The 19,911-nt window shown below is 67.8% G+C and carries 20 protein-coding genes; all 20 read left to right on the top strand.

All coding sequences use genetic code 11. The annotated features are described in order from the left end of the window. The first annotated feature begins 76 nt into the window (after nucleotides 1–76). The 20 genes from ON40_RS21820 to hypE all read left to right on the top strand — a co-directional run bounded on the left by ON40_RS21820 (nucleotide 77) and on the right by hypE (nucleotide 19,900). Nucleotides 77–1,609, top strand: a complete 1,533-nt coding sequence (locus ON40_RS21820) for an AMP-binding protein (RefSeq protein ID WP_040826001.1) — start codon at nucleotides 77–79, stop codon at nucleotides 1,607–1,609. Between the two features lie 173 nt (nucleotides 1,610–1,782). Further along, the gene (locus tag ON40_RS21825; RefSeq protein ID WP_245567925.1) at nucleotides 1,783–2,502 is read left to right on the top strand and encodes a TetR/AcrR family transcriptional regulator; all 720 of its coding nucleotides are present in this window, start codon (nucleotides 1,783–1,785) and stop codon (nucleotides 2,500–2,502) included. Between the two features lie 69 nt (nucleotides 2,503–2,571). Next, nucleotides 2,572–3,126 (top strand): TetR/AcrR family transcriptional regulator, encoded by a 555-nt coding sequence (locus tag ON40_RS21830; protein ID WP_040825525.1) that lies wholly within the window; start codon nucleotides 2,572–2,574, stop codon nucleotides 3,124–3,126. Nucleotides 3,127–3,288: 162 nt separating this feature from the next. Beyond that, nucleotides 3,289–4,875, top strand: coding sequence for a GMC oxidoreductase (locus ON40_RS21835; RefSeq protein WP_040825527.1), 1,587 nt, complete (start codon nucleotides 3,289–3,291; stop codon nucleotides 4,873–4,875). Between the two features lie 60 nt (nucleotides 4,876–4,935). Then, nucleotides 4,936–6,249 (top strand): lipase family protein, encoded by a 1,314-nt coding sequence (locus tag ON40_RS21840; RefSeq protein ID WP_051193388.1) that lies wholly within the window; start codon nucleotides 4,936–4,938, stop codon nucleotides 6,247–6,249. A 281-nt stretch (nucleotides 6,250–6,530) separates the two neighbouring features. Then, entirely contained in the window at nucleotides 6,531–6,905 is a 375-nt protein-coding gene (locus ON40_RS21845; protein WP_040825529.1) for a hydrogenase maturation nickel metallochaperone HypA/HybF, read from the top strand. Next, nucleotides 6,863–7,660 carry a hydrogenase nickel incorporation protein HypB gene (gene hypB, locus ON40_RS21850; protein ID WP_051193389.1) on the top strand — a complete coding sequence of 266 codons (798 nt, stop codon included), beginning with the start codon at nucleotides 6,863–6,865 and terminating at the stop codon, nucleotides 7,658–7,660. The genes ON40_RS21845 and hypB overlap by 43 nt, the downstream gene beginning before the upstream one ends. A gap of 95 nt (nucleotides 7,661–7,755) precedes the next feature. Then, on the top strand, nucleotides 7,756–8,811 hold the full coding sequence (locus ON40_RS21855; RefSeq protein ID WP_040825531.1) for an NADH-quinone oxidoreductase subunit B family protein: 1,056 nt from the start codon (nucleotides 7,756–7,758) through the stop codon (nucleotides 8,809–8,811). Between the two features lie 13 nt (nucleotides 8,812–8,824). Further along, on the top strand, nucleotides 8,825–10,621 hold the full coding sequence (locus ON40_RS21860; RefSeq protein ID WP_040825532.1) for a nickel-dependent hydrogenase large subunit: 1,797 nt from the start codon (nucleotides 8,825–8,827) through the stop codon (nucleotides 10,619–10,621). A gap of 43 nt (nucleotides 10,622–10,664) precedes the next feature. Continuing rightward, nucleotides 10,665–11,570 carry a NifU family protein gene (locus ON40_RS21865; RefSeq protein WP_051193433.1) on the top strand — a complete coding sequence of 302 codons (906 nt, stop codon included), beginning with the start codon at nucleotides 10,665–10,667 and terminating at the stop codon, nucleotides 11,568–11,570. Further along, nucleotides 11,567–12,220 carry a DUF5947 family protein gene (locus tag ON40_RS21870; protein WP_040825534.1) on the top strand — a complete coding sequence of 218 codons (654 nt, stop codon included), beginning with the start codon at nucleotides 11,567–11,569 and terminating at the stop codon, nucleotides 12,218–12,220. The genes ON40_RS21865 and ON40_RS21870 overlap by 4 nt, the downstream gene beginning before the upstream one ends. Further along, the gene (locus ON40_RS21875) at nucleotides 12,217–12,864 is read left to right on the top strand and encodes a DUF6084 family protein (protein ID WP_040825537.1); all 648 of its coding nucleotides are present in this window, start codon (nucleotides 12,217–12,219) and stop codon (nucleotides 12,862–12,864) included. Before ON40_RS21870 ends, ON40_RS21875 begins: the two co-directional genes overlap by 4 nt. Next, nucleotides 12,861–14,195: a hypothetical protein gene (locus ON40_RS21880; RefSeq protein ID WP_040825539.1), complete on the top strand. Its 1,335-nt coding sequence runs from the start codon at nucleotides 12,861–12,863 to the stop codon at nucleotides 14,193–14,195. The genes ON40_RS21875 and ON40_RS21880 overlap by 4 nt, the downstream gene beginning before the upstream one ends. A gap of 44 nt (nucleotides 14,196–14,239) precedes the next feature. Beyond that, entirely contained in the window at nucleotides 14,240–14,359 is a 120-nt protein-coding gene (locus ON40_RS56115; RefSeq protein WP_085997763.1) for a DUF6893 family small protein, read from the top strand. Beyond that, nucleotides 14,356–14,832, top strand: a complete 477-nt coding sequence (locus ON40_RS21885; RefSeq protein WP_040825541.1) for a hydrogenase maturation protease — start codon at nucleotides 14,356–14,358, stop codon at nucleotides 14,830–14,832. The genes ON40_RS56115 and ON40_RS21885 overlap by 4 nt, the downstream gene beginning before the upstream one ends. Before the next feature lie 2 nt (nucleotides 14,833–14,834). Continuing rightward, nucleotides 14,835–15,077: a HypC/HybG/HupF family hydrogenase formation chaperone gene (locus ON40_RS21890; RefSeq protein WP_040825543.1), complete on the top strand. Its 243-nt coding sequence runs from the start codon at nucleotides 14,835–14,837 to the stop codon at nucleotides 15,075–15,077. Next, nucleotides 15,074–17,347 carry a carbamoyltransferase HypF gene (gene hypF, locus ON40_RS21895; protein ID WP_040825545.1) on the top strand — a complete coding sequence of 758 codons (2,274 nt, stop codon included), beginning with the start codon at nucleotides 15,074–15,076 and terminating at the stop codon, nucleotides 17,345–17,347. The genes ON40_RS21890 and hypF overlap by 4 nt, the downstream gene beginning before the upstream one ends. Nucleotides 17,348–17,383: 36 nt before the next feature. Then, nucleotides 17,384–17,713 carry a HypC/HybG/HupF family hydrogenase formation chaperone gene (locus tag ON40_RS21900; RefSeq protein WP_040825547.1) on the top strand — a complete coding sequence of 110 codons (330 nt, stop codon included), beginning with the start codon at nucleotides 17,384–17,386 and terminating at the stop codon, nucleotides 17,711–17,713. Beyond that, a complete protein-coding gene (gene hypD / locus ON40_RS21905; RefSeq protein ID WP_040825548.1) occupies nucleotides 17,710–18,822 on the top strand; it encodes a hydrogenase formation protein HypD in 1,113 nt (370 codons plus the stop codon). The genes ON40_RS21900 and hypD overlap by 4 nt, the downstream gene beginning before the upstream one ends. Next, on the top strand, nucleotides 18,815–19,900 hold the full coding sequence (hypE, locus tag ON40_RS21910) for a hydrogenase expression/formation protein HypE (RefSeq protein ID WP_040825550.1): 1,086 nt from the start codon (nucleotides 18,815–18,817) through the stop codon (nucleotides 19,898–19,900). The genes hypD and hypE overlap by 8 nt, the downstream gene beginning before the upstream one ends. The last annotated feature ends 11 nt before the right edge of the window (nucleotides 19,901–19,911 follow it).

Below are 19,911 nucleotides of genomic sequence, written 5' to 3' on the forward strand. Positions count from 1 at the left end.
TTCGATGATCCCTGCAACCACCCGGCAGCCCGCGGGTGTGGCCGTCGCGCCCGCGCATCCGGACTTGGAGCCCACCATGCGCACGATCCCCACCGAACTGGTCAAACGCTACGAAGACGAGGGGTGGTGGACCCGCGACACCCTGGGCGATCTGCTGGCGCGCGGCCTGGCCTCGGCGCCCGGCGCCACGTTGCGCGTGCACTCCGCGACCCGCCCCTACACCGGCACCTTCGCCGAGGTCGAACTGATCGCCCGCCGCCTGGCCCAGGGTCTGCACGAGCGCGGCGTGGGCCCCGGCGACGCGGTCGCCTGCCAGCTGCCCAACTGGATGGAGGCTGCCGCAACCTTCTGGGCCACAACGTTTCTCGGGGCGATGGTGGTCCCGATCGTGCACATCTACGGCCCCCGCGAGGTGCGGTACATCCTGGACGCGGTGCACCCCGAGGCGTTCGTGACCACCGACCGCTTCGGCTCGATCACCTACGACCCGGCGGTGTACGAGCAGGTGCCGATCACCGGAATCGTGGGGAGCACATTCGAGGACCTGCTCGCGGCCGAGCCGTTCGAGGGAGTGACCACGGTGGACCCGAGCGGTCCCGCACTGATCGCGTTCACCTCCGGGACCACCCGCGCACCAAAGGGCGTGGTGCACAGCCATCAGACCCTCGGCTGCGAGACCCGCCAGCTCGCCGAGCACTATCCCGACGATCTGGGCCCGCAGATCACCGCCGCACCGGTCGGGCATTTCATCGGCATGCTCAACGCATTCCTCATCCCGATCCGCGACGGCATCTCGGTCGACCTGGTGGACACCTGGAATCCGGAGCTGATCCTGAACCTGATGACCACCTACGACATCACCTTCGGCGGCGGCGTGCCGTATTACCTGACCAGCCTCATCGAACATCCCACCTTCGGCCCGGACCATCTGGCGCGAATGAAGTACGCCGGAATGGGCGGCGCCTCGGTCCCGGCCTCGGTCACCGAACGTCTGACGGATCTGGGCCTGACGGTCTACCGCTCCTACGGCAGTACCGAACATCCCTCGATCACCGCCTCGGACGCCACCGACCCCCGCCCCAAACGCCTCTACACCGACGGCGATCCGCAACCCGGCGTCGAGATCATGCTCACCGAGGACGGCGAAATCCTCAGTCGCGGACCGGATCTGTGCCTCGGCTACACCGACGAAGCCCTCACCGCGAAGGCGTTCGACGCGCAGGGCTGGTACCACACCGGCGATATCGGCGTCCTGGACGCGGACGGCTACCTGACCATCACCGACCGCACCACCGACCTGATCATTCGCGGCGGGGAGAACATCAGCGCACTCGAGGTGGAGGAGGTGCTGCTGAGCATGCCGCACGTCGTCGAGGCGGTGGCCGTGGCCGCCCCCGACGACCGGCTGGGCGAGCATGTCGCGGCGGTGGTGCGCCTGGCCGCGGACTCCCCCGAACCCGCACTCGAGGATCTGCGCGCACATTTCGCCGAGGTGGGCCTGGCCAAGCAGAAGTGGCCCGAGGAGATCCACGTGGTCGAGGATTTCCCTCGTACGCCGAGCGGCAAGATTCAGAAATATCGCGTACGGCAGAGCATGATTCGCGATTGAGCGCCCGGAGGCGGTACGCTCCGTACCCCGTGCGCGATCGGGATGCGGCATCAATAGCCTTGTGCCGCAAACGCTCCGCGCTCGGTCGGCAATTCCGCTCGACTTCCCCGCCGAAGCCTCTCCGAACGAGCGAAGTAACGATGTTACCGTAGTAACCGTGTTACAGTAATGGAGTGAGCAGGGCCCCTGGACGCGACGCGTCGGAGCAGATCATCGACGTGGTGCTCACGTTGCTGCAAACCGAAGGTTACGACGCGGTGCAGCTACGCGAGGTGGCACGCCGTGCCCGCGTCTCACTGGCGACGGTCTACAAGCTGTTCCATACCCGCGACGAACTGATCGTCACCGCGATCGAGCGGTGGATGGCGGACCACGCCTATCCGGACCTCGCACCGCCCGGCCCCGAGGAAACACTGCACGACGGCCTGATGCGCGTGCTGCACAGCGTCTTCCAGCCCTGGGAACGCAGCCCGAAGATGCTCGAGGCCTTCCACCGCGCCCGCTCGGGTCCGGGCGGGACGCGACTGGACACCCAGGGCCTGGACGCGGTCCTGCCGGTTGCCGGTCAGATCTTCGGCGGCGCGGATCCGGAATACATCGAGGACGTCGGCCTGGTCCTGGCCAACATGGCCTACGCCCTGATGGGCAGAGTCGCGGACAAAACCCTCGACATCACCGAGATCCTGCCCATCCTGGAACGCGTGATGCGCCGTCTGACCGCGAACAACGAACCGGCCGCCCGCCGCGCCCGCAACCGCCCCACCATCGCGGATCCCGCCCAGCCACTGCGCCTGGATCCGACCGTCATCGCAGCCTTCAACCGCGGCATGAAAGTCGCCGCAGGCTCCCAGCCCGAGGATCGCGACACCACCCGCCACTCGGACGCGAGCTGATTCCGGTAGCAGTCGTAGGCCCGCAGCCCTTTGGCAACGCCGACGCCGACGATCGCAGATACTGGTGGGATGCGGTCGCGGAGGAAGATTCTGGACGCCACGCTCGAACTGATCGCGAGTGAGGGCTTCGGCGGTGTGAACATCGCCGCTGCCGCGCATGCGGCCGGGGTTACCCGGCAGACCGTGTACTCGAATTTCGGCTCTCGCGAGGATCTGGTCTCCCAGGCGATGGCCGATCTGCTGTTCCGCGCCACGACCGGCCTGCGCTCCCGCCTCGCCGAGATCGACGACGCCGCCGAATACATCGTCGAGTTGTTCGTGGTCGGGCGCGCGGTGGTCCGCGACGACCCGATCCTGGCGCGCCTGGTCCGCATCGAACCGGGGAACCCGATCTTCGACGCCGACATGATCGCCCGCGCGAAACCCATTGCCCACGAATTGCTCCGGCCGCTGACGAAGCTGGATCCGGCGATCGAGCCACAGTTGGACGATATCGCCCAGATCGGGATCCGCCTGGGATTGTCGGTGGTTCTTTTCGACGATCCGGACATCGAGTCCGACGAGGATCTGCGGCGACTGATCGCGCGCTGGGTGGTGCCTGCGTTGTCGCTCACACACCGTTGATCTCCGATCACGGATGTAATTCTTGACACTTTCGTAAGCTACTGTCTAGTTTGAGCGAGCCCGGACACGCCGATTCGGGCAGAACTGCCGCAGTGCAGCGGACGGTCGGGATCCTCGGCCTCGCGCATGCGGAGATGTCCGTCGGCGTTCTGGAGGTCATTCATGCCCGCACTCTCGCGTCGCTCCTTCCTGGGCGCGACCGCCGCCACCGGGGTCGCGCTGGCGAGCACGGGAATCGCTCGCGCCGATACCAATCCGGCCACACGCGTTCCGCTCACCCGCGAGGAGCACCGGGTCATCGTGATCGGCTCGGGCTTCGGCGGCGGTGTGGCGTCCCTGCGGCTGGCGCAGGCCGGGGTTCCGGTCCTGGTGCTCGAGCGTGGACGGCGCTGGCAGACCGGCCCGAACGCGACCACGTTTCCCCTGGCGACCAAGCCGGACAAGCGCATGCTCTGGTACCGCTCGAATCCGAACGTCTTCGGCACGCCGTTACTCTTCGAGCCCTACACCGGCCTGATCGAGGCGGTCGCCGGGGACAACATGACCGCCCTGTGCGCTGCGGGCGTCGGCGGCGGATCGCTTGTCTACCAAGGGATGTCACTCGAACCGACCGAGGCCGTGTTCGCGTCCATGTTCCCGATGGACCTGGACTGGCAGACGATGAATCGGGTGCACTACCCGCGCGTGGCACGCATGCTGAAGCTGGAGACCGCACCCGACGCCCTCGTCGACAGCCCGAACTACAACGCCGCCCGGATCTTCGCCGAGCACGCCCGCAAGGCCGGGCTGCCGGTGTCGAAGATCCCGATGCCGATCGACTGGAACTACGCGCTGGACGAGTTGCACGGCAAGATGACCCCCTCCTATACCAACGGCGCGGGCGCGCTCGGGGTCAACAACGGCGGTAAGCATTCGGTCGACGTCACCTACATCGCCGCGGCCGAGGCCACCGGCCGGGTGCAGGTCCGCACGCTGCACGAGGTCACCGATATCCAGCGGGCCAGGGACGGCCGCTGGACGGTCTCGGTGAACCGGATCGACACCTCCGGCAAGGTCCTGGAGAACCTGATCCTCACCACCCCGGCACTGATCATGGCCGCGGGCAGCCTGAACACCACCAAACTGCTCGTGCGCGCGGCCGCCAAGGGCCACATCCCGGATATGCCCGCGGGCCTGGGCGGCAACTGGGGCACCAACGCCGACCGGATCTACGTGTGGTCCCAGCCGAACGAGGCATTCGGCTACCCACAGGGCGGCCCGGTCGTCTTCGGCAGCCTGAACTGGAGTGATCCGGCCAGCGCGGCCACCATCATCCAGGCGTCCATCCCGCCGATGGGCATGGACACGCACAGCACGATGATGGTCGGCTACGGCGTGAGCAAGGCGCGCGGTCACTTCGAGTACACCGCGGCCGACGACAACGCCGTTCTGCGCTGGCCGCACGAGGGCGACGCGGTCATCCAGAACGGCCGGATCGGGCCGCTGGCGAACCAGATCGCCGGGCCGGGCAGCATCCTGACCGATACCAACCTGGGTTTCCCCTCCACCTGGCATCCGCTCGGCGGGGCGAGTATGGGCTCGGTCTGCGACGCCGAGGGCCGGGTGCACGGTCAGCGCGGACTCTACGTGCTCGACGGTGCGCTGATCCCGGGCAACTGCGGGGCGTGCAACCCCTCGATGACCATCGCGGCCGTCGCCGAACGCGCCCTGAACCACCTCGTGCCGCAGGACGTGGGCAGCGTCATCTGAGGGCGCTTCCGACCGAATACGCGCTCGGCGGCCCGAGCTTATCCAGAGGGGAAATATCCAGTGCAAGAACATAATTCGCGACTACGCCGGTTCGCCGCGTGCACCGTCGCCGCCGTGGCCGTCGCGGCCGGATCCTGTGTCACCGGCGCGGTGGCCGCCGATGCCGCACCGGTCAGCGCTTTCTACACCCCGCCCGCTCGGCTGCCCGCGCAGCCGGGATCGGTCGTGAAGTCCGAGCCGATGCCGATCTTCGCGACGCTGCCGGGCGGCGGCGGGCAGTGGCCGGTGGCCGCGCAACGCGTGATGTACACCTCGCGCACCCAGGACGACGCGCCGGTCGCGGTCAGCGGCACGTACATCGAACCGACGCGGCCGTGGCAGAGCGGCGGCCCGCGTCCGACGGTGGTGATCGCGCCGGGCACGGTCGGGCAGGGCACCCAGTGCGCGCCCTCGATCGCGTTCTCCACCGGGTTCGTCGTCAGCACCGACCCGCTGTCGATGTCGCCGAACCAGGAGGCGATCGCCGCCGCGGCGTGGAGTTCGATGGGTGCGCGCGTCCTGGTCACCGATTACATCGGCCTGGGCACGCCCGGGATCCACACCTACGTGAACCGCGTCGAGGAGGCGCACGCGGTGCTCGACGGCGCGCGGGCCGCGAACCGGCTCGGCGGTGTTCCCGACAGCGCTCCCCTGGTCTTGTGGGGCTACTCCCAGGGCGGCGGCGCGACCGCGGCGGCCGCGGAGCTGCAGCCCGGTTACGCACCCGATCTGAATCTGAAGGGCACCTGGGCGGGCGCCCCGCCCGCGGATCTGGCCAAGGTGCTCGGGCAGGTCGACGGGACGCTGATCAGCGGCGTGATCGGCTTCGCCATCAACGGATTCGTCGCCCGGAACCCGCAGCTGCGCACCGCACTGGACGCCGCGGCCACACCGCAGGGCCGCGCGGTGCTCGACGGCCTGGCCGCCGAATGCATCGGCGACGTCATCGTGAAGCAGCGGTTCATGCGCACGAGTGCGCTCACCGTGGACCACCGCTCGATGCTGGATCACCTCAACGCCATCCCCGAGGCCGTGCAGGTGCTGAACGAGCAGCGCATCGGCACGCTGCGCCCGAGTTCTCCGGTGCTGATCACCAGCGGCCGCAACGACGACACGGTGCCGTACGGCCAGGCCCGCCGTCTCGCCTCCGACTGGTGCGCCAAGGGCGCCACGGTCACCTTCCGCACCAACGATCTGCCGCCCATCCTGCCCGGCGCCACCCTGCCCAACCACTTCGGCCCCGAGCTGATCGACGGTTACGGCACCAACAACGCGATCGGCTATCTGGTCGACCGCTTGGACGGAAAGCCCGTCTCCGGCTGCACGATCGACTGATCGGCTCACCGATCCCGGCTCAGGCCAGGAGTATTCGCCACCACCACGGCCAATACTCCTGGCCGCCGGGCTTTTCCGTCGAACCACACCTCCAGCGGGTTCCCGCAGGCAGTGGCAACATCACAGCAATCGCAATGCTGCGGTCCGGTCGGCAATGTCGATCCACCATGGCCGACCGCCCCGGAGGCATCTCCATACCTGTTCCGTGGCGACTGCGCGGAGGTATGCTCGGTGCGTCGGCGTTCCGAAATCGATAGGTATCCGAGGAATCGAGATATCTCATGCACGAGCTGGCAATCGCACAGGGAATCATCGGCGGAGCATGTGAGCATGCGGCGGGCCGACGGATATTTCGCGTGACCGTCGCGGTAGGAACGCTCTGCGCGGTGGTGCCGGACGCGCTGCGGTTCTGTTTCGAACTGGCGGCCGAGGGCACCCTCGCCGAGGGTGCCGAGCTGATCATCGAGCAGGTCCCCGCCCGGGGACACTGCCATCGATGCGAGCGCGATTTCACCCTGCACGAGCCGATCCCCCTGTGCGACTGCGGAAGTGCGGATGTCGACATCAGCGCGGGCACAGACCTGCGAATCCGTTCGATGGAGGTGAGCGATCCATGTGCGCTACCTGCGGATGCGGCCGCGACAGCACGGCGGTGATCACCGAACCGCACGTACACGAGCACGAACACGACCATCCGCACCACCACGAGCACGATCATCCGGCAACCGAGACGGTGATCCTGGAACAGCAGGTACTCGCGAAGAACGACCAACTGGCACAGCGCAATCGACAGTGGTTCGCCGACCGCGACATCCTGGCGCTGAACCTGACCAGCTCGCCCGGCGCGGGTAAGACCACGCTGCTCGAGCGAACCATCCGCGAATGCCCGGACCTCCCGATCGGGGTCATCGAGGGCGATCAGGAGACCCTGCTGGACGCCCGGCGGATCGAGTCCACGGGCTGCCCGGTCGTACAGCTCAACACCGGCGCGGGCTGCCATCTGGACGCCGAGATGACCCGGAACGCACTGGAGGCGCTGAACCCGCCGGAGCGCGGCGTCGTCTTCATCGAGAACGTCGGAAATCTGGTGTGCCCGGCGCTGTTCGACCTCGGTGAGCAGGCCAAGGTCGTCATCGTCTCGGTCACCGAGGGGACGGACAAACCGCTGAAGTATCCGCACATGTTCGCCGCGGCCGAACTGGTGTTGATCAACAAGATCGACCTGCTGCCGTATGTCGATTTCGACCTCGACCAGTGTGTGCGCTACGCCCGCACGACCAATCCGGGTGTCGAACTGCTGGCGCTGTCGGCCACGACGGGCGAAGGATTCGGCGACTGGTACGAGTGGCTCGCCGACAGGCGCCGTTCCACCCTCGGGCGAGCCATTGAGGTTACTACCCAGCAAGCCTAAACTTATGTGGCCTGCATCACAGGTTGAGACAGTGCAGATTGAGACGGCTTCGAGCCGGATCGGCCAGCCCCGCCCGGCTCGGGAAGGTGGCGCTCATGCCCACGAAGGAAGCAGTCGAGGCCGAAGAAACGTTGATACACGTGCTGTGGATCAACGCCGGCCTGAGCTGCGACGGCGATTCGGTGGCGTTGACTGCCGCCACCCAGCCCAGCGTCGAGGAGATCGCTCTCGGAGCGCTCCCCGGTCTGCCGAAGATCGCCGTACATTGGCCGCTGATCGATTTCGAATGCGGCCCGGCCGGCGGAGCCGACGATTTCCTCGAATGGTTCTTCAAGGCCGATCGCGGTGAACTCGATCCGTTCGTGCTCGTCGTCGAGGGATCCATTCCGAACGAGCAGATCAACGGTGACGGCTATTGGTGCGGTTTCGGGAACAATCCCGCGACGAACCAGCCGATAACCACCAGTGAATGGCTCGATCGCCTGACGCCGAAGGCCACCGCAGTGGTGGCGGTCGGCACCTGCGCGACCTACGGCGGAATTCACGCCATGGCCGGTAATCCGACCGGCGCGATGGGCGTTCCGGACTATCTCGGCTGGGACTGGAAGTCCAAGGCCGGTATTCCGATCGTCTGCGTGCCCGGCTGCCCGATCCAACCCGACAATCTGTCCGAGACGCTGACCTATCTGCTCTACATGGCCACCGGACAGGCGCCGATGATTCCGCTCGACGAAGCCCTGCGTCCCAAATGGCTCTTCGGCGCGACGGTCCACGAGGGCTGTGACCGCGCCGGATACTACGAGGAGGGCGACTTCGCCAACGAGTACGGATCGCCGAAATGCATCGTGAAACTGGGATGCTGGGGTCCGGTCGTCAAATGCAATGTGCCCAAACGCGGTTGGCTCAACGGCGTGGGCGGGTGTCCCAATGTCGGCGGCATCTGCATCGGCTGCACGATGCCGGGATTCCCGGACATGTTCATGCCGTTCATGGACGAACCGCCGGGCGCGAGAATCTCGTCCACGGCATCGGGGCTGTACGGCTCGGTGATCCGCAGCCTGCGGCACATCACCGATCGCACGGTCGACAAGGAGCCGCACTGGCGGCACCGGGGAGAGAAATTGGAGACAGGGGCCACTCGCACCTGGTAGGAGGATCTCGGAGATGACACAGATCATCCCGGAGGCTTCACACAAGAAGATCGACCCCGACTCGCTCGTCGAGATGGCGTGGGACCCGATCACCCGCATCGTGGGCAGCCTCGGTATCTATACGAAAATCGACTTCGAGAACCGGGAAGTGGTCGAATGTCACAGCACATCGTCCATCTTCCGCGGCTACTCGATATTCATGCGCGGCAAGGATCCGCGCGACGCGCATTTCATCACCAGCCGCATCTGCGGTATCTGCGGTGACAACCACGCGACCTGTTCCTGCTACTGCCAGAACATGGCCTACGGGGTGAAACCGCCGCATCTGGGTGAGTGGATCGTCAATCTCGGCGAGGCCGCGGAATACATGTTCGACCACAACATCTTCCAGGAGAATCTGGTCGGCGTGGACTTCTGCGAGAAAATGGTCGCCGAGACCAATCCCAGCGTCCTGGACGCCGCCCGCAAGACCGAGGCGCCGCACGCGGCGATGCACGGTTACCGCACCATCGGTGAGATCATGGAAGCGCTCAATCCGTTCACCGGTGAGTTCTACCGGGAGGCGCTGCAGGTCAGCCGCTACACGCGAGAGATGTTCTGCCTCATGGAAGGTCGGCACGTCCATCCCTCCACGCTGTATCCCGGCGGCGTCGGAACCGTGGCAACCATCCAGCTGATGACCGACTACATGACGCGGCTGATGCGGTACGTGGAATTCATGAAGAAGGTCGTGCCCATGCACGACGATCTGTTCGACTTCTTCTACACCGCCATCCCCGGCTACGAGAAGGTCGGGCTGCGGCGCACACTGCTGGGCTGCTGGGGTTCGTTCCAGGATCCTGAGGCGTGCAACTTCGCCTACAAGGACATGGAGAACTGGGGCCGGAAGATGTTCGTGACCCCGGGCGTCGTGGTGGACGGCAAACTGCTCACCACCTCGCTCGTCGACATCAACCTCGGTCTCCGAATCCACTTGGGCAGTTCGTATTACGAGGACTGGACCGATCAGGAGATGTTCGTGAAGACCGATCCGCTGGGCAATCCGGTGGACCGGCGGCACCCCTGGAACCAGCACACCAACCCCAAACCGCAGAAACGCGATCTGGAGGACAAGTACAGCTGGGTGATGTCCCCGCGTTGGTTCGACGGCAAGGACCACCTCGCCCTGGATACCGGCGGCGGCCCGCTGGCTCGGCTGTGGTCCACGGCGCTGGCCGGACTGGTCGATATCGGCTACGTGCGTTCGACCGGGCACAGCGTGCAGATCAACCTGCCCAAGACCGCGTTGAAGGGGCCGGTGGAGTTCGAGTGGAAGATCCCGGCGTACGGGAGCAACACCATCGAACGCGACCGCGCCCGCACCTACTTCCAGGCATATGCGGCCGCCTGCGCACTGCACTTCGCCGAGCAGGCGCTCGCGGAGATCCGGGCGGGCCACACCAAGACCTGGGAGAAGTTCGAGGTGCCCGACGAAGGCATCGGCTGCGGTTTCACCGAGGCCGTGCGCGGCGTGCTCTCGCACCACATGGTGATCCGCGACGGCAAGATCGCGAACTACCACCCGTATCCGCCGACGCCGTGGAATGCGAGTCCGCGCGACACTTTCGGCACTCCGGGCCCCTACGAGGACGCGGTGCAGGGCCAGCCGATCTTCGAGGAGAACGACCGCGAGCATTTCAAGGGCATCGACATCATGCGCACGGTGCGCAGTTTCGATCCCTGCCTGCCCTGCGGTGTGCACATGTATCTGGGCAAGGGCAAGACGCTGGACGCCCTGCACTCTCCGACCCAGACACTGACCGGCGAATGATGCCCGGCCCGGTCGTACCGGCCGGGCCTCGGTGAAGGAGGCGATGCTCACGCGCTCCGAGGACAACGACCCCGACGTAGCGGTCGACGACGACCGGTGGCGCGGTGTGGGCGATCGAATCGAGAGCCTGCTCGACGCCGCGTCCGCGCACGGCACGGTGGCCCGCGAACGAGCCGAGGCGCTCGTCGGCGAGGTCGTGGATCTGTACGGCGCCGGACTGCGGCGCATCGTCGAGGAACTCGACGACGCCGCGGTGCGGCGCCTGGCCCAGGACGATCTGGTGGCCAGCCTGCTGCTGGTGCACGGTCTGCATCCGCAGGACGTGCGGACCCGGGTCGCGGCCGGACTCGACAGTGTGCGCCCGTATCTGGGCTCGCACGGCGGCGACGTGCGGCTGCTCGAGATCACCGGCGAGGGCGTGGTCCGGCTCGAGCTGACGGGCAGCTGTCGCAGCTGCCCGTCATCGACGGTGACCTTGGAGCTGGCCGTGGAGGATGCGGTGCGCGCGGCCGCGCCGGAGGTCACCGCGATCGAGGCGGTCGCGGCCGAGCCGGCGGCCCAGGCCGCCGTCATCGCCCCGGACACGCTGTTCTCCCATGTGCGATCGGGCGGAAACTGGGTCGCCGCACCGGAACTGGAGGATCTCGCCCCCGGCGAGGTCGGCGGATTCGAGCTGGCCGGGATCACGCTGCTGGCCTGCCGGGTCGGCGAGAACGTCTACGTCTACCGCGACTCGTGCGCGGCATGCAGCCGCTCCCTGGCGGGCGCGGCGCTGCACCGCGAACTCGGATCCGGTGATCCGGTGTTGCGCTGTCCGAGTTGCCGCGCCCACTTCGACGTCGTGCACGCCGGGGACCGGCTCGACGGCGACGGCCATCTGGAGCCCTTCCCGGTGCTGGTGCGCTCCGGGGAGCTGTCGGTCGCGGTGCCCGCGGGGGTGGCCGGATGAATCCGACGATACGGGCCCTGCGGCGGATCTCGGCCGATCGGCCACCTACCCCGGCCCCCGGCGAGCGGTGCGAGATGTGCGCGGAAGCCATCGCCGAGGAACATCAGCACGTCGTCGATGTCGAAGCGCGGCAACTGATGTGCGTATGCCGCGGCTGCTATCTGCTGTTCACCGATCGCCGCGCGGCACTGCGTTTCCGGGCCGTGCCGCAGCGGTACCTGTCGTTCCCGGACTTCACCCTGAGCCTGCCGGAGTGGGACGGGCTCGAGATTCCGGTGGGCCTGGCCTTCTTCTTCCGCAACTCGGCCGCGGACCGCACCGTCGCACTGTATCCCGGACCGGCCGGCGCGACCGAATCCGAGCTGCCGCTGCGTGATTGGCAGCGGTTCGTCGACCAGCACGGCGAATTCGCCGATCTCGCGGACGATGTGGAGGCGCTGTTGATCCGGGTGCCCGATCGCGATGCCGCGGCAGCGCAGTGCCTGCTGCTGCCGATCGACGCGTGCTACGAGTTCGTCGGACGAATCCGCCTGCTGTGGCACGGTTTCGACGGCGGTTCGGCGGTGCACCGCTACGTGGACGACTTCTTCGCCACGATGTCGGCCAAGGCTCGCCCGGCCGATGTGACCGGATCCCGGGAGGCCCCGTGAGCCCGGCCTATTCCACGACGTTCGCGGTGCTGGACATCCGCCCCGAACCGTATGCGGTGACCCCGATCCTGTCCGCGCGGGTCGGCATCGCCTCGGTGGGCGACGAACCCGTGCACGCGATCGCCCTGCGCGCCCAGGTGCGGATCGAGCCCGGACGGCGCGGTTACACCGACGCCGAGAGCGCCGGGCTGCTGGATCTGTTCGGACCGCGCGAGCGGTGGGCGCAGACGCAGCGGTCCTTCCTCTGGATGCACTGCGCGACGACGATTCCGGGATTCACCGGCGGTTCGGAGGTGGACCTGCCGATGTCGTGCACCTACGACTTCGAGGTCGCCGGATCGAAATATCTGCACGCCCTGCAGGAGGGCACGATTCCGTTGCAGTTCCTGTTCAGCGGCACGGTGTTCATCAGGGGCAGTACGGGTTTCGCGGTTCAGCAGATCCCGTGGGATCGCGAGGACCGCTACGAGATGCCGGTCACGGTGTGGCGCGAACTGATGGCGGCGCACTTCCCCCATGCGGGCTGGGTCCGCCTGCGCGAGGACACCATGACCGCACTCACCGCGTTCAAGGCTCAGCACGGCATGCTCGGCTTCGACGACACCGTCGCGCAATTGCTCGCCACGGCCGAGGAGTCGGCATGAATAGGTCGGGGCCGGCAGCGCGGGCACGTGCCCGCGCGGTGGCCGACGCGGTGCTCTACGAGGGATATCTGCTGTATCCGTACCGCGCCGATGCGCGAAAGAACCGCTCCCGCTGGCAGTTCGGCGTTCTCGGCCCGGTCGGCGCGGGCGCGGACGGGTTCGGCGAGGACAGCGAGATCAGCGGGCAAGCGGTGCTCGAGTTGACCGGTGCGTGCTCGCTGCGAATCACCGTGCGGTTCCTGCAACTTCAGCATCGCGGCATCCGCGATGCCGCCGACGAACCCGTCGCGGAACTGACCGTCGCCGGGCGGACCTGGCTGGATTGGGACGAGGCGGTCGAACGAGAATTCGCCCTGGATCCCCATGCGCCCGTGGCGATCACCGCGCCTATCGAGATCCCCGGCGGCGTCGAGGTCGAACGGCTCGGCGACCCGGCGGGCGATCCCGAGGGCTCGGTCGTGCGCACCCGGTGCGGGCTGGCCGGACAGTTCGAACTGGCCGTCGAACCGGACGAGGGATATCTGCGCCTGACCATGACCGTGCGCAACACCGGGGAGCCCGCCACGGACCAGCGCGACGCCATCACCCGATCGCTGATCGGCGCTCACATCATCGCCGAAGCCGAAGGGGCGCAGTTCATTTCGCTGCTTGAGCCGCCACCGGACGCCGAAGCGGCCGTGGGCCGCTGCACGCACCACCGCTGCTTCCCGGTGCTGGCCGGACCGCCCGGTGACCACAGTCTGCTGCTGGTCTCGCCGATCATCCTCTACGACCATCCCGAGATCGCCGAGCAGAGCCCCGAACCGCTGTTCGACTCGACCGAGATCGACGAGATCCTGACCCTGCGAGTGTTGACGATGACCGACGCGGAGAAGGCCGCTGCGCGGGCGACCGATCCACGCGCGGCCCGCATCGTGGACCGCTGCGAGGCGATGACCGCACCGGAGCTGGCCCGGCTGCACGGCGTCCTGCGCGACCCGCACGCCGACGAGGTCCACGCGATCCCGGAGATCCCGCCCGGCGTGGACTGGTGGGATCCCGACGCCGACGGCGCGGTCCGGCCGGAGTCGGACGCGGTGCCGATCGCCGGTGTGCTGGTGCGCCAGGGCAGCCGGGTGCGGCTGCATCCCGCGCGCCGCGCGGACATCCACGACATGTTCTTCGACGGCCGTGACGCGCGGGTCACCTCGGTGCACGCCGACGTGGACGGACGCACCCACGTGGGCGTGGTCATCCTCGACGACCCGGGCGCCGACCTGCACGAATGGTACGGGCGCTACCTGTATTTCGAGCCGGACGAACTGGAACCGCTGGAGAGACCGGACAAATGAATCCGACGATTGCCCGCGAGGCGGGCACGAGGAAAGGAGCACCCATGGAGGTCATGGGAATCATCTTGACGGTGATCATCGTGGTGGCGGTCCTCCTGGCCGCGGCGATCGGCCTGCGGTCGGTGCCCGACATGCGACGCTACCTGCGAATGCGGCGGATGTGACCACCCGGGTCCTGGTTGCCGGGATCGGCAACATCTTCCTCGGTGACGACGGCTTCGGCCCCGAGGTGGTGCGCCGAATACCCGCCGGACCCGGGGAATCGGCGCGGATCGTCGACTACGGCATCCGCGGGATGCACCTGGCCTACGACCTGCTCGAGGACTGGGATGCGCTGGTGCTCGTGGACGCCGTGCCGAACCGGGGTGAGCCGGGCCGGCTCGAGGTGATCCGCGCCGAACCCGATCGGGACCAACCGACCGATCTGGATGCGCACGGTATGGATCCGGCCGCGGTGTTCGCCGGTGTGCGGGCATTGGGCGGCGCGGTGCCGCCCACCGTGGTCGTCGGCTGTCAGGTGCACTCGACCGAGGAGGGCATCGGGTTGTCCGATCCCGTTGCGGCCGCGGTGGATCCGGCGGTCGACACCGTGCGGCGGGTCGTGACGCAGCTGTGTGACCAGCGAGCGGAGGTGTGAGCATGTGTCTCGGGATCCCCGGACGTGTCGTGCAGATCATCGAGGGTTACAACCGGCAGCTGGCCCTGGTCGACGTCTCCGGCGAGCAGCGGAAGGTGAATATCGGCCTGCTCCAGGATGATCCGGTGCAGGCCGGTGAGTGGGTGATCATCCACATGGGCCTGGCGGTCGAACGGACCGACGAGGCGGGGGCGCGCCGGGCGCTGGCGGGCCTGGAGCTGATGGGCCGGGGTGAGAAGTCGTGAGCGCCGAGCGCGGCCGCTGCCGGTTGCTGGTGCGCGGCGTCGTGCAGGGCGTCGGATTCCGGCCGTTCGTCTACAGCACGGCCGCCGAACTCGCCTTGACCGGCAGCGTCGCCAACGACAGCGCCGGCGTGACGATCGATATCGAGGGCGCGCCCACCGCGCTGCGCGAGTTCACCGAACGATTGCGGCACCGGCCGCCACCGTTGGCGGTGATCGAGTCGATCGAACGCACCGAGCTGCCGGTGCGCGGCGGAACCGGATTCCACATCGCCGGAACCACCCGGGGCAGCGGCCGCACGCTGGCCTCCCCCGATGTCGCGATCTGCGCCGACTGCACCCGGGAACTGACCGATCCGGCCGATCGCCGGTACCGTCACCCGTTCATCAACTGCACCAACTGCGGCCCCCGGTTCACCATCATCGCGAGCCTGCCGTACGACCGCGACCGGACCTCGATGGCGGATTTCGCGATGTGCGAGCGGTGCGCGCGGGAATATCACGATCCGGCCGATCGCCGCTTCCACGCACAGCCGATCGCCTGCCCGGACTGCGGCCCGAGCCTCACCTATTCCGTTGCCGGGAGCGGTGATCCGCTCGCTGCGGCACGAAAGCTGCTGCGCGAGGGTGGAATTCTGGCGGTGAAGGGGATCGGTGGGTATCACCTGGCGTGCGACGCCGACAACGAGGACGCCGTGGCACTGCTGCGGGTCCGGAAACGGCGCGGCGACAAACCTTTCGCCGTCATGGTCGCCGATCCGGCCACCGCGGGCGCGATCGCCGATCTCGACGACGATGCCGCCGAGATCCTGACCGCACCGCAACGTCCGATCCTGTTGCTGCCGCGCGGAACCCGACCCGTCGCCGCGTCGGTGGCTCCGGGCAATCGCGACCTCGGCGTCATGCTGGCCTACACGCCGCTGCATCTGCTGCTGTTCGGGCTGCCCGGCGATCCGCCCGGTCCGGACGTGCTGGTGATGACCTCGGCCAATCTCGGCGGCGAGCCGATCTGCTACACGGACGACGATGCCGCGCACCGACTCACCGATCTCGCCGATGCGGTCCTCGGACACAACCGGCGCATTCTGGTGCCCTGCGACGATTCGGTGGTCCGGCTCGTCGACGGCGAGGAGTTGCCGATCCGTCGTTCGCGCGGATACGCGCCGCTGCCGCTGGCACTGCCGATGCCTGTCGAACCCACCGTCGCGGTCGGCGCGGATGTGAAGAACACCTGCGCGCTCGCCGACGGGCGGTACGCGTGGCTGAGCCAGCACATCGGCGATATGGACGATCTGGCCACCCTGCGCGCGTTCGAGGCCGCCGAAGCTCATCTCGAGGAACTGACCGGCGTCCGGCCGCGACAACTGGCCGCCGACGCCCACCCCGGCTATCGCTCGAGTGCGTGGGCGCACCGCACCGCGGGCGAGCGGTCGGTGTCCTCGGTGCAGCACCATCACGCGCACATCGCGGCGGTGATGGGCGAGCACGGCCTGCCCGGCTCCGCGACGGTCACCGGAATCGCCTTCGACGGCACGGGATTCGGCGCCGACGGGGCGATCTGGGGCGGGGAGATACTCGCCGCGGGGTACAAGGGTTTCCGCCGCCTCGCGCACCTGGCCTACGTCCCGCTTCCGGGCGGTGACACCAGCGTGCACCGGCCCTACCGGATGGCGCTGGCGCACCTGTATGCCGCCGGGATCGACTGGTCCGAGTCGATCGGATCGGTCGCCGCCTGCCCGCCCGCCGAACGCCGGATCCTGCTGCACCAGTTGACGACCGGATTGGGCTGCGTGCCGACCTCGAGTATGGGGCGGCTGTTCGACGCGGTGTCCTCGCTGGCCGGTGTGCGGCACCGCGTCGACTACGAGGCGCAGGCCGCCATCGAACTCGAGGGCCTGGCCCGCGACATCGCGCCCGAGCACGCCTACCGCTTCGAGATCACCGACCCGGATTCCGACGGGGTCGCCCGCATCTGTCCCGCACCCGTACTGGCCGCGGTGGTCGCCGACGCGCTCGCGGGCGCAGGAGCCGGGCTGATCGGCGCGCGATTCCATGCGGCGGTGGCGGAGTTGATCCTGGACGCGGCGTGCCGATTCGGCGAACCGGGCGTTCCGGTAGCCCTGTCCGGCGGGGTGTTCCAGAACGCTCTGCTGTTGTCGCTCGCGCGTCGTCGCTTGCAGGACAACGGATTTCACGTCATCACCCACCACAGGGTGCCACCCAACGACGGCGGCCTGGCCTTCGGACAGTTGCTCGCTGCCGGAGCCGGATGAGCGAAAGGCCGGATGAGCGAAAGGTAGGAACCGATCATGTGCCTGGCAGTCCCGGGGAAGGTGCTCGAACTCTACGAGCGCGACGACACCCTGATGTCGTTGGTCGATTTCGGCGGAGTCCACAAGGACGTCTGCCTGCAATACATCCCGGACGCGGCCGTCGGCGACTACGTCGTCGTCCATGTCGGATTCGCCATCCAGCGGCTGGACGAGGAATCGGCCCTGAAGACCCTGGCCGAATTCCAGCATCTGGGTGTGCTGAACGAGGAATTCGGCGACGGCTTCGCCATCGCGGCCCGCCAGTCCGGCCTGCCCGACCCGACCGCGTCGTCCCAGCCCGCCCACGACAACGAGGTGAACCAATGAAATACCTGGACGAATTCAGCAATCCCGAGCTGGCCCACAATCTGCTCGAACGCATTCGCGCCACCACCACCCGCCGCTGGGCGATCATGGAAGTCTGTGGCGGCCAGACGCATTCGATCATCCGGCACGGCATCGACCAGCTGCTGCCGGATCAGATCGAGATGATCCACGGGCCCGGCTGCCCGGTCTGCGTCACCCCGCTGGAGATCATCGACAAGGCGCTCGAGATCGCCGCGCGCCCGAATGTGATCTTCTGCTCCTTCGGCGACATGCTGCGCGTGCCGGGCAGTTCCGAGGATCTGTTCCGGGTCAAGAGCAAGGGCGGCGATGTGCGCGTGGTGTATTCGCCGCTGGACGCGCTCACCATCGCCAGGGAGAACCCCGACCGGCAGGTGGTGTTCTTCGGCATCGGATTCGAGACCACCGCCCCGGCCAACGCGATGACGGTGTACCAGGCCCAGCGTCTGGGTATCGAGAACTTCTCGCTGCTGGTCTCGCACGTGCTGGTCCCGCCGGCCATCGCCGCGATCATGGAATCACCCGACTGCCGGGTGCAGGGTTTCCTGGCCGCCGGGCACGTCTGCTCGGTGATGGGGACCGCGGAGTACCCGCCCCTTGCGGAGAAGTATCGAGTTCCCATGGTGGTCACCGGATTCGAGCCGCTGGACATCCTCGAAGGCATCCGCCGCGCGGTGATGCAGCTGGAGCAGGGCAGGCACGAGGTCGAGAACGCCTACCCGCGCGCGGTTCCGGCGCAGGGCAATCCGGCGGCCAAGGCGATGCTCGAGGACGTGTTCGAGGTCACCGATCGAGGCTGGCGCGGTATCGGCGTGATTCCGCGCAGCGGCTGGCGACTGTCCGAGCGGTATCGCGACTACGACGCCGAACACCGGTTCAGCGTGACCGACGTGCACACCGACGAATCCTCGATCTGCCGGTCCGGTGAGGTGCTGCAGGGCCTGATCAAGCCGACCGACTGCGCGGCCTTCGGCACGAAGTGCACACCGCGTAATCCGTTGGGCGCCACCATGGTGTCCTCCGAGGGCGCGTGCGCCGCCTACTACCTGTACCGGCGGCTGGATCAGCCCGCGGAGGTGGCACATGCTTGACCAGGCCGCAAATCCCTCCTCACCACCGGGATTCGATGCCGGGAGCTGGGTATGCCCACTGCCGCTGCGGGATTCGCCGACGATCGTGATGGCGCACGGCGGCGGTGGCGCGATGTCGGGCGAATTGATCGAGCACCTGTTCCTGCCCGCGTTCGGGGCGGCCGCCGACGCCGCTCTCGGCGATGCGGCGGTGATCGAGGTGGGCGGTGTCCGCCTGGCGTTCTCGACCGATTCGTTCGTGGTGAAGCCGCTGACTTTCCCCGGGGGCACCATCGGCGAACTGGCGGTCAACGGCACGGTCAACGATCTGGCCATGATGGGCGCGCGCCCGCTCGTCCTGTCCACCGCCTTCATCCTCGAGGAGGGCACCGAGCTGGCCGAGATCGCCCGTGTCGCACAATCTCTCGGCGCCGCGGCCGCTGCCGCGGAGGTGAAGCTGGTCACCGGCGACACCAAGGTCGTCGACGCCGGACACGGTGACGGGATATTCGTCAACACCGCCGGAATCGGCCTGGTCCCCGAGGGCGTGGACATCGGCCCGCATCGGGCGCGGCCCGGTGACGTCGTGGTGATCAGCGGGGATATCGGCGTGCACGGGATCGCGGTGATGAGTTGCCGCGAGGGCCTGGAATTCGGCACCACCGTGCGCAGCGACACCGCACCCCTGAACGGTCTGGTCGCCGACATGCTGGCCACCGGCGCGGATGTGCACGTCCTGCGTGACCCGACCCGCGGCGGCGTGGCGGCCTCGCTCAACGAGATCGCCGCCCAGGCGAATGTCGGTGTGCGACTGGACGAACGCGCACTGCCGATTCCCGATTCGGTGCGCGATGCCTGCGGTCTGCTCGGCCTGGACCCGCTGTACGTCGCGAACGAGGGAAAGCTGGTCGCCTTCCTCGCCCCACAGGACGCCGATCGCGCGCTCGAGGCGATGCGGGCGCATCCGCTGGGCGCGCGGGCACAGGCGATCGGGGTCTGTGTGGAGGACCATCCGGGTATGGTTGTCGCACGGACCGCATTGGGCGGGACGCGCGTGGTGGACCTTCCCGCCGGTGAACAACTGCCGCGGATCTGTTGAGCGATCACCGG

Source organism: Nocardia jiangxiensis NBRC 101359 (assembly GCF_000308615.1).
Taxonomy (GTDB): Bacteria; Actinomycetota; Actinomycetes; order Mycobacteriales; family Mycobacteriaceae; genus Nocardia; species Nocardia jiangxiensis.

Coding starts and splice junctions, on each gene's coding strand:
- ON40_RS21855 (WP_040825531.1), top strand. CDS start 7,756: ATGCCCACGAAGGAAGCAGTCGAGGCCGAAGAAACGTTGATACACGTG.
- hypB (WP_051193389.1), top strand. CDS start 6,863: ATGTGCGCTACCTGCGGATGCGGCCGCGACAGCACGGCGGTGATCACC.
- hypD (WP_040825548.1), top strand. CDS start 17,710: ATGAAATACCTGGACGAATTCAGCAATCCCGAGCTGGCCCACAATCTG.
- ON40_RS21870 (WP_040825534.1), top strand. CDS start 11,567: ATGAATCCGACGATACGGGCCCTGCGGCGGATCTCGGCCGATCGGCCA.
- ON40_RS21830 (WP_040825525.1), top strand. CDS start 2,572: ATGCGGTCGCGGAGGAAGATTCTGGACGCCACGCTCGAACTGATCGCG.
- ON40_RS21865 (WP_051193433.1), top strand. CDS start 10,665: ATGCTCACGCGCTCCGAGGACAACGACCCCGACGTAGCGGTCGACGAC.
- ON40_RS21835 (WP_040825527.1), top strand. CDS start 3,289: ATGCCCGCACTCTCGCGTCGCTCCTTCCTGGGCGCGACCGCCGCCACC.
- ON40_RS21890 (WP_040825543.1), top strand. CDS start 14,835: ATGTGTCTCGGGATCCCCGGACGTGTCGTGCAGATCATCGAGGGTTAC.
- ON40_RS56115 (WP_085997763.1), top strand. CDS start 14,240: ATGGAGGTCATGGGAATCATCTTGACGGTGATCATCGTGGTGGCGGTC.
- ON40_RS21820 (WP_040826001.1), top strand. CDS start 77: ATGCGCACGATCCCCACCGAACTGGTCAAACGCTACGAAGACGAGGGG.
- ON40_RS21845 (WP_040825529.1), top strand. CDS start 6,531: ATGCACGAGCTGGCAATCGCACAGGGAATCATCGGCGGAGCATGTGAG.
- ON40_RS21880 (WP_040825539.1), top strand. CDS start 12,861: ATGAATAGGTCGGGGCCGGCAGCGCGGGCACGTGCCCGCGCGGTGGCC.
- ON40_RS21860 (WP_040825532.1), top strand. CDS start 8,825: ATGACACAGATCATCCCGGAGGCTTCACACAAGAAGATCGACCCCGAC.
- ON40_RS21900 (WP_040825547.1), top strand. CDS start 17,384: ATGTGCCTGGCAGTCCCGGGGAAGGTGCTCGAACTCTACGAGCGCGAC.
- hypE (WP_040825550.1), top strand. CDS start 18,815: ATGCTTGACCAGGCCGCAAATCCCTCCTCACCACCGGGATTCGATGCC.